Genomic DNA, 875 nt, shown 5'->3' with positions numbered 1-875 from the left:
CAAGCCACACATCCTTGCGCCTTTGCCTACAACTACGCCAGAATCCGCCGGCTTGTGCACCTCGCCCCCGGGCTCTATCGTTTGCCTGCCACTGCCCATCAGTGGTCGGGTTTAGTAGCTCGGTAATAGCAACGGCTGCATGAGTCTCATCAGTCAGGCATTGCCTGCACTCGATGGTGGCTGTGCGCGAGGCGCCCTCGGGCGCGCCGGGTTCCGTTGCCTTTACCGGTCTACTAACTTGCGCACAGCTGCCTCCATTCGTTTAGTAGCGAGATGGTTGCGGCCTAAATCAAAGGTAACGCAACGATGTTCAAAATTACGCCAAACCCTCCAAAAGCAGATCCCAACTCTCCTTACCTGGACGGCCTAAACGCCAAGCAACTCGAAGAAGCCGCTACCCGCGCATTGGACTTTTATCTAAAGCCCAAACCAACAAAACCAACAGAACCCAAAGAAACCACCAAGCCCGGCCAGTTATTCACCGTCGTCAAAGACCTCGACAACGAATGCCTGCTGGCCAACCTCAGCGAAACCCTGGCCTCGGCCGATGCGATGGTCAACGAACTGGCTTTCGACATGGAAGGCTCCAACCGCCATGTGCTGCTGGGAATCCAGCAATTGATCGAGCTGGGTTCGTTGCTGGCGAATCGCGTGTTGGATAACGTCGCCCCACAATAGCCGCCGCACCATCAAACCCCGTGGCGAGGGAGCTTGCTCCCGCTCGGTTGCGCAGCGACCGCAAGATTTTGGGGCCGCTACGCAGCCCAGCGGGAGCAAGCTCCCTCGCCACGCTTTTTGAGATCCAGCCATTGGTCGAGCTGGGTTCGTTGCTGGCGAATCGCGTGTTGGAGAACGTCGCCCCACGATAGTCGCCG

The 875-nt window shown here is 57.9% G+C and carries 1 protein-coding gene; it reads left to right on the top strand.

The annotated features are described in order from the left end of the window. Nucleotides 1–306 precede the first annotated feature (306 nt). A complete protein-coding gene (locus FHK92_RS20225) occupies nt 307–678 on the top strand; it encodes a DUF6124 family protein (protein WP_181289625.1) in 372 nt (123 codons plus the stop codon). Nucleotides 679–875: the final 197 nt, after the last annotated feature.

Source organism: Pseudomonas brassicacearum subsp. neoaurantiaca (assembly GCF_013608025.1).
Taxonomy (GTDB): domain Bacteria; phylum Pseudomonadota; class Gammaproteobacteria; order Pseudomonadales; family Pseudomonadaceae; genus Aquipseudomonas.
Note: the sequence above shows the minus strand (reverse complement) of the source record. Positions and strands in the feature narration are given on the sequence as shown.